This window comes from Pseudoclavibacter sp. AY1H1, assembly GCF_002931055.1.
Classification (GTDB): Bacteria; Actinomycetota; Actinomycetes; order Actinomycetales; family Microbacteriaceae; genus Pseudoclavibacter.
This window is the reverse complement of the sequence record NZ_PSXX01000001.1, coordinates 147,956-162,636: the sequence shown is the minus strand read 5'-3', so window position 1 is coordinate 162,636 and position 14,681 is coordinate 147,956. Positions and strand designations below refer to the sequence as shown.

Annotated in this window: 11 protein-coding genes; 4 read left to right on the top strand and 7 right to left on the bottom strand. The window is 69.1% G+C overall.

Annotated features, from left to right (window positions below; translation table 11 throughout):
* Window positions 1–2 precede the first annotated feature (2 nt).
* The 4 genes from C5E05_RS00715 to C5E05_RS00700 all read right to left on the bottom strand — a co-directional run bounded on the left by C5E05_RS00715 (window position 3) and on the right by C5E05_RS00700 (window position 5,927).
* Complete coding sequence (locus C5E05_RS00715) at window positions 3–689, bottom strand: FadR/GntR family transcriptional regulator (RefSeq protein WP_104340835.1); 687 nt, start codon at window positions 687–689, stop codon at window positions 3–5.
* A gap of 106 nt (window positions 690–795) precedes the next feature.
* Window positions 796–3,306 carry a glycosyl hydrolase gene (locus tag C5E05_RS00710; RefSeq protein WP_104340834.1) on the bottom strand — a complete coding sequence of 837 codons (2,511 nt, stop codon included), beginning with the start codon at window positions 3,304–3,306 and terminating at the stop codon, window positions 796–798.
* Window positions 3,303–4,619 (bottom strand): MFS transporter, encoded by a 1,317-nt coding sequence (locus tag C5E05_RS00705; RefSeq protein WP_181059258.1) that lies wholly within the window; start codon window positions 4,617–4,619, stop codon window positions 3,303–3,305. The genes C5E05_RS00710 and C5E05_RS00705 overlap by 4 nt, the downstream gene beginning before the upstream one ends.
* Before the next feature lie 159 nt (window positions 4,620–4,778).
* Window positions 4,779–5,927 (bottom strand): mandelate racemase/muconate lactonizing enzyme family protein, encoded by a 1,149-nt coding sequence (locus tag C5E05_RS00700; protein WP_104340832.1) that lies wholly within the window; start codon window positions 5,925–5,927, stop codon window positions 4,779–4,781.
* 180 nt (window positions 5,928–6,107) lie between these two features.
* On the opposite strand from C5E05_RS00700, the gene C5E05_RS00695 reads away from it, so the two are divergent.
* The gene (locus C5E05_RS00695) at window positions 6,108–6,392 is read left to right on the top strand and encodes a hypothetical protein (protein ID WP_104298572.1); all 285 of its coding nucleotides are present in this window, start codon (window positions 6,108–6,110) and stop codon (window positions 6,390–6,392) included.
* A gap of 7 nt (window positions 6,393–6,399) precedes the next feature.
* Window positions 6,400–9,774, top strand: coding sequence for a DNA polymerase III subunit alpha (gene dnaE, locus C5E05_RS00690; RefSeq protein WP_104340831.1), 3,375 nt, complete (start codon window positions 6,400–6,402; stop codon window positions 9,772–9,774).
* On the opposite strand, the gene C5E05_RS00685 is transcribed toward dnaE, so the two are convergent.
* The gene (locus C5E05_RS00685; RefSeq protein ID WP_160072300.1) at window positions 9,693–10,322 is read right to left on the bottom strand and encodes a GNAT family N-acetyltransferase; all 630 of its coding nucleotides are present in this window, start codon (window positions 10,320–10,322) and stop codon (window positions 9,693–9,695) included. The two genes, dnaE and C5E05_RS00685, sit on opposite strands and share 82 nt — an antisense overlap.
* A gap of 111 nt (window positions 10,323–10,433) precedes the next feature.
* Here C5E05_RS00685 and C5E05_RS00680 point away from each other — a divergent pair, with 111 nt between their 5' ends.
* Both C5E05_RS00680 and C5E05_RS00675 read left to right on the top strand, forming a co-directional pair.
* Window positions 10,434–11,213 (top strand): response regulator transcription factor, encoded by a 780-nt coding sequence (locus C5E05_RS00680; protein WP_104298569.1) that lies wholly within the window; start codon window positions 10,434–10,436, stop codon window positions 11,211–11,213.
* Window positions 11,210–12,739 (top strand): cell wall metabolism sensor histidine kinase WalK, encoded by a 1,530-nt coding sequence (locus C5E05_RS00675; RefSeq protein WP_104340830.1) that lies wholly within the window; start codon window positions 11,210–11,212, stop codon window positions 12,737–12,739. The genes C5E05_RS00680 and C5E05_RS00675 overlap by 4 nt, the downstream gene beginning before the upstream one ends.
* Here C5E05_RS00675 and C5E05_RS00670 read toward each other — a convergent pair.
* Window positions 12,736–13,626, bottom strand: coding sequence for a DUF817 domain-containing protein (locus C5E05_RS00670; protein ID WP_104340829.1), 891 nt, complete (start codon window positions 13,624–13,626; stop codon window positions 12,736–12,738). The genes C5E05_RS00675 and C5E05_RS00670 overlap by 4 nt on opposite strands.
* Before the next feature lie 437 nt (window positions 13,627–14,063).
* Window positions 14,064–14,453 carry a hypothetical protein gene (locus C5E05_RS00665; RefSeq protein ID WP_104340828.1) on the bottom strand — a complete coding sequence of 130 codons (390 nt, stop codon included), beginning with the start codon at window positions 14,451–14,453 and terminating at the stop codon, window positions 14,064–14,066.
* Window positions 14,454–14,681: the final 228 nt, after the last annotated feature.

Below are 14,681 nucleotides of genomic sequence, written 5' to 3'. Positions count from 1 at the left end.
AGTCAGGAGCCGGTGCCGCGGGCGGCTCGGCGCGCGGTGGACGCCGCGAGGTGGGTGCGCACTGCCGCTGCGGCAGCGACGGGGTCGGCGAGGCGGATGGCGTCGGCGACAGCCCGGTGCTCGGCGAGCACGGCGGCGGCCTCGGCCGCGTTGCGGTCCACGTCGGAGATGCGCGCGGGAGGCAGGATGATGGCGCGCGCGCCCATCCGGTCGAGGGCCGTCAGGAAGTAGCGGTTGCCGGACGCGGCGGCGATCGCACGGTGGAAGGCGAAGTCCGCGTCGACGGTCTCGCTCGGCAAGCTCGCCTTCGCGAGGGCGGCGAGGGCCGCGTCGATCTCGGCGATCTCCTGCGCTGACGGGGAGCGGGCCGCGAGCGCGGCGGCCTCGACCTCCACGGCGATTCGGAAGGCGTGGAGCTCTGCGCGCTCCGCTTCGGAGTGCGCGCCCAGCCAGTCGTCGCCAGTCGTCGCGACGGGAGGGGTGAGGGCGTAGCTTCCCGAGCCGACACGCGTGCGCACGAGGCCGCGCGACTGCAGGCGGTGCAGCGCTTCGCGGACGACGCTCCGGCTTGCCCCGAACTCCTCGACGAGGCCGCCCTCGCTCGGCAGCCGGTCGCCGGGGGCGATGCTTCCCTCGACGATGCGGTCGGCCAGGACCTTGGCGATCTCCTCGGCGCGCGTCATGCTCATGCACACATCGTGCCATCCCTCGCCCGGGCATCGCGCGGGGCGGGCGGGGGCCTCGGGGAGGAAGCTCCTTGGGGCGCAGTCTGCGACGGTGCGCGTCCGACGCGCGTCAGTCAGCGCTGAGCCGCAGGGTCGGCACCCGGAGGATGCCGGAGCGCACCCCGTCCCGCCTTCGGCTCCCATCCTGCACTCGGAACCTGACGCCGTTCGCGGCTCGCGCCGCGGGGCTCGTCCCATCGATCGCCCGCGCCGCGGCCCCTCGCACCCCGAGCGAGGAGACCGTCACCGTGATCGTGTGGCGCCCCTCGGCGAGCCGTCCGAGCTGGACGGAGTATGGCGCCCGCCAGACGCTCCCCACGGGCAGACCGTCCACCTCGACGCTCGCAGCCGCGCCGACAGGCGGGTCAGCCGGGAGCGCGAAGGAGTTCTCCCGACGCTCGGCCCTGACCTCGGGCACGCTGGCGTCGCCGAAGTCGAGCGCAGCGGAGGCGGGGCGCTCGAGCTCCACCGTCGTCTCGTACGCCAGCTGCTCGTCGTCGTGGGGGACTTCCGGATCGTCCTCCCACGTGTGAGGCAGCGTGACGGGCCGACGTCCGCTGGATGTGCGCACGAACCAGCCGGCCGCGAGGGGCTCCTCGTGGCCGTGGCCCAGCACCGGGCCGGTCGTCTCCAGCTCGTCGACGCCCACCGGCCCCTCTCCCTGAGTCTGACCGACGAGCACGGCCTCGTAGGAACCGAGGCGCACGGTGCGGTTGGCGTCGTCCCGCACCACCGCTCGTCTCCGCCCGGAGACGGCGTCCCACACGGTGAGCGTGCTGTCGTCGCAGGCTCTCAGCACGACGTCGGCCGAACGCTCCCCGGTGTTCACCAGCAGGGAGATGCGCGAGCCATCGAGCTGGCGGGTCGTGACCCCGACGGTGTCCGGTGCGCTCGTCGCGAGCGGCGGGACCATCCCGTGCACGGCGGCGCGGATCTCTGCCCGCCGCTCCTGGCCGCGGGACGCCGCGATGTGGACCACGCGAACACCCGCCGACGACAGGAGCTGCACCGCCCCGGCGGAGAGCGCGCAGCCCGCCGGCACGAGCAGCACCTCGAAGCGGTCTGCGCCGCCGACCTCGAGGAGCGCGTCGTCGACGAGGTCGTAGTCGAGGCCGGTGGTGCGCACCGCCGAGACGAACTCGTCGTCCACGTAGCGACGAGTCTGCCGCCACAGGTCGAACGGACGCTCCCCCTCGGCGCTCGCCAGCAGCTCGGCCACCGGATGGTAGATGGCGACCTGCGCGGTCCGCTCGCCCAGCTGGAGGACGGCGCTCACGCGAGCGAGCCCAGAGAACAGCTCACGCGCGACCGGCCACCACGGGTTCCTCGAGTCGAGAGCACCGGACGCGTAGAACACCGGCTGTCCTCGACCGAGCGCTCCTCCGAGCGGCCAGCCGTGGCCGACGAGAAGGTTGACGCCACTCAGCAGATGTTCATAGGCCTCCCCCAGGAGGTCGGCCGGCCCCGCCCGGAACGATGGGGAGTGCACCCAGGTCCACGTCTCCGAGGACACCGGCGACCTGCCGTAGGCGCCGGCCGCGGAGACCGCCCACGCGTTCTTCGTCCATCGCCGCCATCCCCACCCCTCACCCTCGATGAGATCCACGTCGCGGTAGCTGCTCATGAGCATGGGCGGCTCCCCGTAGCACTGCGCACGGAAGAGCAGGCCGTGTCCATGCGCCCAGTCTCCGAACGCCTGCACGAAGTGCTCCTCGAACAGCTCCCTGAGCGTCGTCATGACGTCGGTGCGCACCTGAGCCGTACCGGCGCCGTCGATGTCCAGCTGCCAAAGCTCCGGGAGCAGGTCGTAGCCCCGTCGAGCGAGGAACTCCCGGGGAAGCTCCGCCGTCCAATCGGACTCGTACACCTCGAAGCTGTCGCAGAACCCCGCGTGCACACGCGTTGCCCCCGCTGCCGCCAGGAGCGGCGTCGCGACCGCCTCCAGGTGCGCCTGCACGGCGACCGCCGAGTAGTGGTCGAGCACCAGCCCCTCAGCACCTCGGGGCGCGCGCTTCACGTTCTGGCCGGTGAGGCGAGAGACCGCGACCAGGAGAACTCTCGGCCCGCCGCCCAGGGCCGGGACGTGGATGCGCTCCCCGCATTCGGCGAGCACCCACTCGGCGGGCAGTTCCTGGATGGAGCCGGCGCCCACGTACGCGCTCACCAGCGCATCACCCTCGAACGAGGGCCGGAAGACGAGCTCGGTCGCGCCGGGGGCGAGCTCGATCCGCTCCCAGTGGAGCCCCCGAGCTGCCGTCGACGCGTCGACGTGCGGCCCGCCGAACGGCCATCCCGCGCCGAGCGTGAGATCGAAGCGCAGCCCCCGCCGCCGCGCCCCTCGCGCGGCGAAGCCCACGAGCGAGTGGAACTCCGGATCGCCGAAACGCAGCCCGCCCTCGTCCACCGGGTACACGAACGCGAGCTCGACCCCGCCGATCCCAGCGGCCAGCATGGCGTCCAGGTCGGCATCGATCGCCGCCTCGCTCACGTGCGTCGAGAACCACCACCAGCGCATGAGCGGTGCCGCGTGACCGGTCTCGCCCCGGAGCGCCTGCACGACCTCCTGCATCGTGCCGCTCATCCCCGCACCTGGAGGTGCGCGCGTTCGGCGGATGCGCTCTGCTCGGCGGCCTCATCCGCCTCCTCCTGGTCGATGACGGTCGTGCGCTGGCGCGCGAACACCACGAAGGCGAGGACCACCGCGACGAGGCAGGAGCCCGCGAGGAACCCGAAGAGCGCCCCGGGCCCGGTCGCCAGGACGACCGGTGTGACGAGCACGAGCGCTGACGAGCCGAAGCGCGCGATGGCAATGATCGCGCCCTGCGCTGAGGAGCGCAGCAGCGTCGGGAACGACTCCTGGGTCCAGATCTTCATGATGCCCTCCCCAGCGAACACGGTGCCGATGAGCCACAGGAACATCATGATGTTCAGCGTCGACTCGGTCACGCCGAAGACGAGCGGAACGCACATGGCCGTGATCGTGCAGATCGCGCCTCCCACGAACCAGCTCATCCGCCACCGTGTCCCGACGATCCGCATGAACAGGAGGACGAGGATCGCGCCGAGGAACATGGTGATGAGCTTCACCGTCGAGTAGACCTGGACCGTGGAGTCGGCAACCTCCGTGTACATGTAGGCCCCGTACTGGCTCACCGTGTTCGAACCGAGGTTCATGAGCGTGTAGAAGACGGCGAGCACGATGAAGTACTTCGCGAAGGGCGCCCTGAGGAGCGTCTTCAGCGTGCTCCACCCGAGCGCCGCATCCGAGCGGCTCGTGGCACCCGCCTTCTCCGCCTCGCGCTGCTCGAGCCACAGCGTCGACTCCGGAACCGCGAACCTCGCGACGAGCGTCAGCAGGGTGACCACGAGGATGTGCCCGAACAGGATCTGCGCCCCGAGCTGGCCCATGCTGCCGACGATGGTCGCGAGCCCGAGCGCGACCATGCTGCCGATCTTCCAGAGGAAGTGGGTGAAGCCGATCATGCTGCTGCGCAGTCCGGACTTGGCCATCTCCGAGATCGTCGCGAGGGAGACCGGCAGGTCAGCGCCCGCGCCGAGCCCGACGAGGATCATGCCGGCGAGCAGCCCGGGGAACACCTCGACGAACACCAGCAGCGCCGAACCCGCGGCGATCATGACCATGGTCGCGATGAAGACCGCCTTGCGGCCGAGCAGATCGCCGAGGCGCCCGCCGAAGAGGGCGCCGATGGCAACCGAGAACGTGAGCGCCGAGGACAGCACCCCGATGGTCTCCGGGGTCAGGGCCAGGGTGTCCTTGAGGAGCACCAGGGCCGTCCCGCTCGAGGTCATCGCGGCGGCGTCGATATAGGACGCCATTCCCGAGATGAGTGCGATCCACCACATCTTGCGGGTGGACATTGGCTTCTTGGACATGTTCGAGGACCTCTCTGTCAGTATCGCCGACGACATCGTCGGCAAGCGCGCGGCTCAGGCCGCGCAGTCGAACTCATGGCCTCGGCGACGCGCGCCGAGGAAGTGGTGGTGGTGTCCGCTCAGGCGGTCAGGCGGTCAGGCGGTCAGGCGGTCAGGCGGTCAGGCGGTCAGCGTGACGCTCTCGGTCGTCCAGGCGCGGGCCTGCTCGCTGAAGGTGAAGCCGAGCCCTGGGCGGTCGGGGACGAGCATCCGCCCGTCGCGCGTCTCGAGGCGCTCCTCGAAGAGGGGGTCGAGCCAGTCGAAGTGCTCGACCCACGGCTCACGCGGGTAGCACGCGGCGAGGTGCAGGTGGATCTCCATCGCGAAGTGCGGGGCGAGGTCGAGGCCCGCCTCGTCGGCGAGGGTCATGAGGCGCAGGAAGTTCGTGATCCCGCCGATGCGGGGCGCATCCGGCTGGATGATGTCGCAGGCCCTCGCGGCGATGAGCTGCCGGTGCTCGGCGACCGACGCGAGCATCTCCCCCGTCGCGATCGGGGTGTCGAGCGCGCGTGCGAGGTCGGCGTGCCCTTCGGCGTCGTAGGCGTCGAGTGGCTCCTCGATCCACGCGAGGTCGAGCTCCTCGAAGCGCCGCCCCATGCGCAGCGCGGTCGCGCGGTCCCATTGCTGGTTCGCGTCGACCATGAGCGGCACGCTCGCGCCGATGTGCTCGCGGACGGCGCGGACTCGACGGAGGTCCTCGGCGGTGTCCGGCAGCCCGACCTTGACCTTGATCCCGCCGATGCCCTCCGCGATCGACTGCGTCGCACGCTCGCGGACCTCGTCGAGGGACGCGTTCAGGAACCCGCCTGACGTGTTGTACGTCCGGACCGAGTCCCGGTGCGCGCCGAGCAGCTTCGAGAGGGGCAGGCCGGCCCGCTTCGCCTTGAGGTCGTAGAGCGCGATATCGAGTGCCGCGAGCGCCTGGGTCGCGACGCCGGAGCGGCCGACGGATGCTCCGGCCCAGAGCAGCTTCGAGTACAGCTTCTGGATGTCGTTCGGGTCCTCGCCGAGCGCGGCCTCGGCGACCTCGCGGGCGTGGGCGTACTGGGCGGCGCCGCCGGCGCGCTTCGAGTAGCTGAAGCCGTGGCCGGAGAAGCCCTGCGCTGTCTGGATCTCGGCGATGAGGAAGACGACCTCCGTCATGGGCTTCTGCCTCCCCGTGAAGACCTTCGCGTCGGAGATCGGAGTGGCCAGCGGGAGGCGGAGCGTGGACAGCTCGATCGAACGGATGGAGTCTGCCGAACGGGTGGCGTCTGGGGTGTGAGTCATAGTCCTTCGTCCTTGAGGGTGACGTTCTTCCCGAAAGCTATCAGACAGATTTGGAATCTGTCTAGCTTGAACTCCCCCACCTTCATCCTGTGACTGAGGCTTGCGGTTGCCACTGTCGGTGGTGCGATTTACGCTGGATGCACGTTCGAATACAGATTCGAAGAAGCGAAGGAGGAGCCCATGCCGACCGTCATCGACGACACCATCGAGGTCGCCATCAGCGGCGACGGGCAGCCGACCTCCTTCGTGTGGCAGCGCTTCCTCTACACCGTCACCGGCCAGCCGCAGGCCTACTTCCGCAGACTCCCGCCGTGGTGGCACGGAGACTCCTCCCCCACGCGCATCGACCAGGAGCTGTGGCGCGTCACCGCCGTTCGCGACAGCCCCCGCGAACAGCACGGGGAGCACCTGTACGACCTCTGTCGCGCCCCAGGCGGCTGGCGACTCGCCCTGAGCTGGGAGTGACGACGCGATGAGCTTCCCGCACCTGCACGTCTCGTCGGGCTTCAGCGCGCACTATGCGGTCTCGCCTCCCGAGGTGCTGGCCCAGGCCGCCGCCGAGCGAGACCTCGACACGCTCGCGCTCACCGACCGCGACGGCATCTCCGGCGCGGTCAAGCACCTCCTCGCATGCCGGACCGCGAGCCTTCGGGCTGTCCTCGGCAGCGAACTCGCCGTGCACGACGAGCGAGGCGAGCCCCTCGGCCGGGTCGTCGTGCTCGCAGCCGGAGGTGACGGCGGCTCCGGGTACGCGGCGCTCTGCCGGGCCGTCTCAGCCGCCCACGAGACCACCGCGAGCGCCGCCACGCGCATCCACGAGCCGAGCATCCCCCTCGCCCGCCTGGCCGAGCTCGCCTGCACCGACGAGGGGGCGACGAGACTCACCGTCCTGCTCGGCCCGACGAGCGACGTCGGCACGGCGGCCTCAGCTGCCCAGCTGGGTCTGGCCAGAGAGCGTCTGCGTGCTTGGCGGCACGGGCTCCCGCGCGCCTCGCTCGTCGTCGAGATCGTCTGCCATCTCGCCGAGCCTGGCACCCCGGGGTCGGTCACGGCCGCGACGCGGATGCTGGGCCTCGCAACAGAGTCCGGGCTGCGGGCAGTGCTCACCAACGCCGTGCGCTACGCCTCCCCCGAGGAGGCGGCGACGGTCGACATCGCCGATGCCGTGCGGGCGAGGCGTGCGCTCGACGACATCGAGCTGGCGCCGACGGCGCAGGCCTGGCTCAAGCCGGCGAACCTCATGCGGCAGGTCGCGCGCATGGTGGCGGATGCCGGCGGGCACGCAGCCTCGGCCGCCGATGACCTCCTCGCCCAGACAAGGCTGCTCGCCGAGAGCTGCGTCATCGACCCGGAGCGAGATGCGGGTATCGGCACCCCGCGCATGCCGGAGGTCACCCGCTTCGGCATCCACGGCGACCCATTCGAGGTGCTCAGGGCGAAGGCGGAAGCCGCGATCCCCGCGCGCTACCCGGGTGCATCCGCCGCCCACGAGCGGGAGCTGCAGGACCGCCTCGCCCACGAGCTCAGGACGGTGCGGAAGCTGGGCTTCGCTCCCTACTTCCTCACCGTCTCGCACGTCGTCGAGCTCATCAAGGAGATGGGGGTCCGCGTGCAGGCCAGAGGCTCAGGTGTCGGATCGCTGCTCAACTACCTCCTGTACACGAGCCACGTCGAGCCCGTCTCCCTCGGGCTCATCTGGGAGCGCTTCCTCTCCGATGAGCGACGCACGCTCCCCGACATCGACCTCGATGTGGAGAGCGCAGAGCGCCACCGCGTCTACCACCGCATCTTCGACGAGTTCGGCGGGCAGCGGGTCACCCTCATGTCGATGGTCAACACCTACGGGTCGAGGGGCGCAGTCCGCGATGCTGGCCTCGCCCTCGGGCTCGCCGACGGCGAGGTCGACCGCATCGCCAAGGAGCTGTGGCGCTTCTCCGCGAAGCGCTTCAGGCAGGCCCTCGCCGAGAAGCCCGAGCTTCGCGAGTTCGCGGAGGAGGTGCGTCGCTCACGGCAGCTCGAGGTGCTCGTCGAGGCGACGGAGCGGCTCGACTCCCTGCCGAGGCACATCTCCGTGCACCCGTGCGGGGTCATCCTCTCCGACGTCTCGCTCCTCGACCGCACTCCCGTGCAGATGTCGGGGATCGGCCTGCCCATGAGCCAGTTCGACAAGCACGACATGGACCCGATGGGGCTCATCAAGCTCGACATCCTCGGGGTGCGCATGCAGAGCGCCATGGCCCACGCCGTGAAGGAGCTGAAGCGCACCCGCGGTGAGGAACTCGACCTCGATGCGCTTCCCCTCGACGACGAGGCGACCTACGAGACCATCCGCTCGACGAAGACCCTCGGCATCTTCCAGGTCGAGAGCCCGGGGCAGATGGAGCTCGTCGGCAAGCTGCAGCCAGAGGTGTTCAACGACCTCGTCATCGACATCTCCCTGTTCCGCCCTGGCCCCATGCAGAACAACATGCCCCTCCACTTCCTCAGGGCCCGCCACGGGGAGGTGATGCCCGACTACATCCATCCGAGGCTCAAGCCGATCCTGCTCGAGACGAAAGGCGTCGTCGTCTTCCACGAGCAGGTCATGCGCATCTTCGACGAGCTCACGGGGTGCGGCCTCGAGCTCGCCGACGTGTACCGACGCTGGCTCGCGAAGCCCGAGCTCGTGCCGCGCATCGAGGAGCTCGTGCCGCGCATCGAGGAGCTCGTGCGCGGCAGGGCCGCAGAGCGTGGGTTCCCGCCAGAGATCATCGACCGGTCATGGAAGGTGCTCGCCGGCTTCGGCAGCTTCGGCTTCGCGAAAGCCCACGGCGCTGCGTTCGCCCTGCCCACCTTCCAGAGCGCCTGGCTCAAGACCCATCGAGCCGCGCACTTCTGGGCGGGCCTCCTCACCCACGACCCCGGCATGTGGGGCAAGGACCTCATCATCGCCGAGGCGAGGCATCTGGGCATCCCGCTCCTCCCGATCGACGTGCAGCGCTCAGGCCTCGAGTACACGGTCGAGCCGCTCCCGGATGGACGCGACGGGGTTCGCATGTCCCTCGCGGATGTGCGCGGCATGTCATCGGCGGAACGCGACAGGGTCGCCGAGCACCAGCCGTTCGACTCGCTCGCCGACTTCCGCGCTCGTGTCCGACCACGCCGAAGCACGCTCGACTCCCTCGCCAGAGTGGGGGCACTCGACGTGTTCATCGACTACGAGCCGCGCAGGCGGCACGAGCTGCTCGCGTTCATCCGCTCGCTCACGAGCACGCCGACGCGAGTGCCGGAGCACCAGCAGGCGTTCGCGTTCCCCCTGCCCATCCCGGAGCTTCGCGGGGTGACCACCATGGACCTGCACGGGAAGACGCAGACCGACCTGGAGCTGCAGGAGCTCGGCCTCGGCGTGAGCCGGCACCAGATGGAGCGCTTCTTCCCGCTCTTCCGTCAGCTCGGAGTCACTCCAGCGAGCTCGCTCATGGACCTGCCAGGCGGCACCGATGTGCTCATCGCGGGGGTGCGGCGTGCCACGAACACCCCGCCCATGCGTGGCGGGCGGCGCACGGTGTTCGTCTCCCTCGACGACAGCACCGGACTCTCGCAGATCGTGTTCTTCCACGACGCGCAGGAGCGTGCAGGCAACCGGGTGTTCCGCACGCACTACATGCTGGCGCGGGGAAAGACTCGCCGGTCGGGCGCCAAGGGCATCTCCGTGACGGGCGACATGGCGTGGGACCTCCTCGAGGTCGCACAGCTCATGTCCGCGTCCGGTGCCGCGGGAACCGCTCAGACGAGGTCGAGCGCCGTGGTCCTCGAGTCGTCCGAACGGGAGATCTCCGCCAGCCCGAGGCGCCTCGCGAGCGCGTAGGACGCCTCGTTCTCCAGGTCCATGACCGCGAGCACGCGCTTCACGCCGACATAGTCGCGCAGGTACTCGACCAGCGCATCCGCCGCCTCGGTGGCGAAGCCCTGCCCCGCGCATCCCGGGTGCATGATCCAGCCGAGCTCCGCAGAGCGGTGCTCGGGCTCGACGTCGCGCAGGTGCACCGACACGTCCCCGATGAGCTTGCCGTCGTGCTCGACGGCCAGGGCCATGAAGTCGCCCGTCTGCCAGAGACGCGTGTGCGTCGTGCGGCGGCTCAGGTGCTCGGTCGCCTCCGTCAGGTCGCGCTGCTTCCAGTGCAGGTAGCGGACGACCTCGGCGTCGGACACGATCTCGTGCCAGGCCTCCGCGTCACGCACGTCGTGGGGGCGGAGCACCAGGCGCTCCGTGAACAGCTGGGGCGCGTCGAACGGACGCTCGGTGCGGGGGCCGCGGAGGAAACGGGGACGGTGGAAGAGGCCACCCTGCAGGTCCTTCTTGACGCCCGGCGCACGGCTCCCGAGGTCGGGCTGCTGGATTCGCTGGAGTGTCATGCGTCGCAGGTTACGAACTCCTCTCATGCCCCGCGTGAGAGAAGATTTGAGCTTCCTATGAGGAGCAGCGAACACCCCGCCACGACGCCGTTCCCATGACACGATGAAGGAATGCCCGATTCCGCCGCCGCTGACCCGATCATCGAGCCCGGTCGCCGTCGGGCGGTCCTCGCGCAGCTCCCCCGACTCCACCGCCCAGACGGCACCCCCATCCGCGTGCTGCTCGTCGACGACGAAGAGACCCTGACGAACCTGGTCAGCCTCGCCCTCTCCTACGAGGGGTGGCAGGTCGACGTCGCCAACAACGGCCGGGATGCGCTCGCGAAGTTCACCGCCGAGCGGCCGGACGTCGTCGTGCTCGACATCATGCTCCCGGACATCGACGGCCTCAGCATTCTCAGGAACCTCCGAGGTCAGGGACACGCCACACCGGTGCTCTTCCTCACCGCGAAGGACTCCATCGACGACCGCATCATCGGGCTCACCGCCGGCGGCGACGACTACATGACGAAGCCCTTCAGCCTTGAGGAGCTCGTCGCCAGACTGCGCGGCCTCATCCAGCGCGCCGGTGAGGCGGTCGCCGACGACGCCTCCCAGCTGCGGGTCGGCGACCTCTTCCTCGACGAGAGCAGCTACGAGGTGCGCCGCGGCAGCGACCCCGTCGCGCTCACCACCACCGAGTTCGAGCTGCTGCGCTACTTCATGCGCAACCCGAAGCGGGTCCTCAGCAGAGCCCAGATCCTCGACCGCGTCTGGAACTACGACTTCGCCGGCAAGGCGAGCATCGTCGACCTGTACGTGTCCTACCTGCGCAAGAAGATCGACGCCGGCCGCACCCCCATGATCCACACGGTGCGCGGCGTCGGCTACGTCATCAGGCCAGCAGAATGAGGCCGTGGACGCTGCGCGCGCGCATCATCGTCGGCGTCACCCTCGTCGTCGCCTTCGTGATGAGCGCGATCGGCATCATGAACGTCGTCACCCTCAACTCCGCCATCACGAGCGTCGTCAACACGCAGCTCGCCGCCTCCATGTCGGTGCTGGAGAACTCCGTCGACAAGTACCGCGTCGACGTCCCGGGCACGCATCCGCACCCCTCGAAGATGGGCGACTCGGCGGCGCCGAAGGTCAAGCCCCTCATCAACTTCGTCGGCCACGCGCCGGGCACCATCATCGCCCTCGCCCACGACGGCGAGATCATCGACTCCGCATCGTTCAGCGAGACCTCCGCGGTCGAATGCGACCAGACCATCAAGAACGAGCTCACGGCACTGGTCCAGTCGCCCGGCTTCGCGACCCAGCACTCGCTGCTCGAGACGATCAAGCTCGATGACGCCGCCGGCGACTTCCGCGTCATGATCCACGAGTGGGACGGCGACCCGAGCTACGCCCTCATCTCCGCTGTCTCCCTCGACACCGCCCGTGACGCGACCTTCAACCAGACCGTCCTAACGCTCGTGCTCTCCTCGCTCGGGATCGGCCTCATCGTCCTCCTCGTCGCGCTCGTCATGCGAGTCGCCATGCGTCCCCTGTCGCGCGTGGTCACGGCCGCCGAGAACGTCGCGCAGATGCCCCTCGCCTCTGGCGAGGTCGGCCTCCGCAGGGCCGTGAAGCTCGACGACATCGACCCCCGCACCGAGGTCGGCAAGGTGAGCGAGGCCCTCGACAAGCTCCTCGCGCACGTCGACGAGGCCTTCGCCGTGCGCACGGCGGCAGACCAGCGGATGCGTCGCTTCGTCACGGACGCGAGCCACGAGCTGCGGACGCCGCTCGCCGCGATCCAGGGGTACGCGGAGCTCACCCGGCAGGATTCGGCGTCGCTGCCCGACACCACCGAGCGGTCTCTCGCACGCATCGAGTCCGAGGCGACTCGCATGAGCTCGCTGGTCAACGACCTCCTCCTGCTCGCCCGCCTCGACGAGGGGCAGGACCTGCAGTTCGACACCGTCGACCTGTCCGAGCTCGTCATCAACGCCGTCAGCGACGCGCAGGCAAGCGACGCCGACCGCCACTGGAGCGCGACCGTGCCACCCAGCGAGGTCTCGGTGCTCGGCGACTGGGAGCGCCTCCACCAGATCGTCGTGAACCTGCTCTCCAACGCCAGCCTGCACACCCCGAAGGGCACGCACGTCAACGTCTCCGTGCGCTACGAGCTCGCGGCCGCGTCGGCGACAGGGCGCGAGGCGGTCCTCATCGTTCGCGACGACGGGCCGGGCATCCCCCAGACACTCCGCCAGGATCTCTTCTCGCGGTTCGCCCGCGGCGACTCCGCCAGGACCCGCGCGTCCGGCAGCACTGGCCTCGGACTCGCGATCGTGAAGTCCATCGTCGAGGCGCACGGCGGACAGATCGCCGCCGAGTCCGAGGACGGCGCCGCCTTCATCGTGCGTATCCCCGCGGCCAAGGCCTGGGACTAGCCCGCCACCTCACGAGACACGGGAACTGCGCCCTCTCCGCTGCCTGGCGGCCTCGGCGGGTACGCGAGCGTGACCATCACCACGGAGATGATCATGAGCAGGAACCACGAGAGGAGCTTCGTGATCGACACGAGCTCCCAGCCGTGCTCCTGATTCGGGTACACCCACGCACCGACGAAGGTGCCGATGTTCTCGGCGAACCAGATGAACAGGGCGACGAGCAGGAACGCCACGAGCAACGGCATCCGGAGCGTCCTCCGGAACACGCGGAAGTGCATCCACGTGCGGCCCCACAGCACGGCAACGAACACCAGGAGCACGTACCGGAAGTCGTAGGCGTAGTGGTGCGTGAAGAAGTTCACGTAGATGGCCACGGCCGCGACCACGGTGAGCCAGATGCGCGGGTACCTGGAGAACCGCAGGTCGAAGAGCCGGTAGACGCGGCACATGTACGAGCCGACCGCCGCGTACATGAAGCCCGTGTAGAGCGGAACGGGGCCGATGTGCAGCACTCCCCCGGACGCGTAGCTCCACGAGCCGACGCTCGTCTTGAACAGCTCCATTCCCGTGCCGACGACGTGGAAGGCGAGGATGACCAGCAGCTCGCGGCCGGTCTCGAGCCTCGCCACCACCATGAAGATCTGGATCGCGACGGCGGCGATGACGAGGGCATCGTTGCGTGCCAGCAGCGCATCATCCGGATACCAGAGTCTCGCGGCGATGATCACGACGAGCATGAGCGCCCCGAAGATGCACGCCCAGGCCTGCTTGAGCCCGAAGACCAGGAACTCAACGAGGCCGGCCCTGAGGCCGTGTGCGGGGGCACGCTCGAGGAGGCGCCCCGCGACGTCGTCGATGCGCTGCTCGAGGCTCGTGAATCTGGCCACCTGGAACCGCCGCTCTCCTCCAGCGCCAACGATCGGCGCACGTCGAATGGCCGACACTAGCGGCACCTGTCCGCGAGCCCGCTGAGGCTGGCCATGACGCCCGGGAACCGTCCGCGTCGACGGGGACAGGGAGAGGGGGAAGAGATCGATCCGCAGAGACCGGGATCCCGGGCCGATCACTGGACGCCTCTTCGCGCGGTGGCGGGGAATGCGAAAGGCCCGCTTCCTCGAAAGGAAGCGGGCCTTGTGCCGCAGTTACATCTTGCTCTTTCGAGCAATCCCAACTTGTGCGGATCTGGTTGCGGAAGCAGGATTTGAACCTACGACCTCCGGGCTATGTGACGCCGCACCCGAGTTGCCCAGCATGACCGGTACTCATCCCAGGTCAGCCTGCAGTTTCGAACTGAATGAGCGGCAGTAGCGGGATCACTCAGGACCTACAAGGTTCGGAGCCTTTGCGTACTTTTGTGCGTCTTCTTGGGCTTGGAAATCCCTGCTTCAGCGTGGAGTTCTTGGGTTCGATTCCGAAGGTCCGAGGGGTTCGTCGGGTCCGTGTAGTGCCTTGCTCGCACTTTTTCGGAGTTCCCGAACTGGGCGTCGGGGACTGACCCCAGGATGGTCGACATCGGATCGTTGCGGCGCTGATTGGCACGCTGCTCGGCAGCCTCTATGAACTTCGACTCTTCACGGCCGTAGGCGAAGCTCAGCCCGTGGTCGACGCTCAGTGGGCGGTTGATCGACCCGATCTTGATCTCGAGATCGATTGGAGGCCGTTCAGGCTGCCCGCCAGCCTGCGCACGGAGCACCAACGCTTGGATCTCCCCCATTTTGAGCGACTCGTGTCTCGGTCGATGTGCGGACATAGATCGCCCCGTTCGCGAGGCTGTGCTTCGTGTCCTGCTTGTCGCTGGGCTGGAACGCCTTGTGACACGGAAACATGGTCTGCCCTGGCTCAGGAGGCAGCGCGACGACAACGAGTACTTCGCGGGTTGGATCCTCGCCAGCTGGCAACCGGAAGATCTCAGGCAAGGGGAAGTGCTCGCCGATATACGGTT